The organism is Vibrio sp. Vb2880 (assembly GCF_033337975.1).
In the GTDB taxonomy this organism is placed as follows: Bacteria; Pseudomonadota; Gammaproteobacteria; order Enterobacterales; family Vibrionaceae; genus Vibrio; species Vibrio alginolyticus.
In genome coordinates this window covers 1-876 of sequence record NZ_JAWORT010000078.1, presented here as the reverse complement: position 1 = coordinate 876, position 876 = coordinate 1, and the positions used below count along the sequence as shown (strand labels likewise).

The following is an 876-nucleotide window of genomic DNA, read 5'->3' as shown; positions in this document are numbered from 1 at the left end:
AGATTGATGTGTTCCCAGGGGATAGGAGAAGTCGCTTGATATCTAGTATGACGTCTGTCGCACCTGCTTGATCGCGGCCGCGATAGCTAGATCGCGTTGCTCCTCTTCTCCATCCGCGTTCCAAGCTGCGGAAAGGCACCCATAAGCGTACGCCTGGTCGAGCAGGCGACGCGGATCGACGTCCAGCGCACGAGAGAATGCGTCCGCCATCTGTGCAATGCGTCTAGGATCGAGACAAAGGTCGTCTCTGTCAGCCGGATCGTAGAACATATTGGCGGCGCCAAAGCCCACTTCACCGACCAGACCGACGGGATCTATCACCAGCCAGCCGCGACTGGAGAACATGATGTTTTCATGATGCAGATCGCCATGTAGCCCACGCAGTTCCGAGGCATTGCTCATCATTTGATCGGCTATAATCGCCGCGTGGACGTAGTCAGTTTGACAACCTGCGTTTTGATCATCGCGCGCCCGCTGAAACAAAGCTGCAAAGCGATCCCGGATCGGGAGAAGGGCAGAAGGCAGGGGTTCCTCAGATGCGGCATACAGCTTCGCCATTAGTTCCGCTGCAATTTCGGTCGCCTGGTAGTCGCCGTGCTCGGCAACGATGTGAGAGAGCATTCGCTCCCCGGCATATTCGAGCAACATCAGATTGTTCTCACGACCGAGCAACCGGACTGCTCCCCTCCCATTGCGCCATACCAGATAGTCGGCCCCGCGCAGTTCATCAGCAATGTCTTCTATAGGTTTCAATCCCTTGACGATTGCAGGAGTCCCGTCTGGCAATGAAACTTTCCAAACGAGGCTGGAAAAGGTGTCCGCAATGAGAACAGGTTGCGAAACGTGCCAATGAGCAGGAAAAACAGGCGGCATGAA

Annotated in this window: 1 protein-coding gene; it reads right to left on the bottom strand. The window is 55.5% G+C overall.

What is annotated here, in order from left to right; translation table 11 throughout:
• Positions 1-42 precede the first annotated feature (42 nt).
• Positions 43-876: APH(6)-I family aminoglycoside O-phosphotransferase (locus R7M92_RS24985; RefSeq protein WP_000408210.1), on the bottom strand; the 834-nt coding region annotated here is incomplete at its 5' end.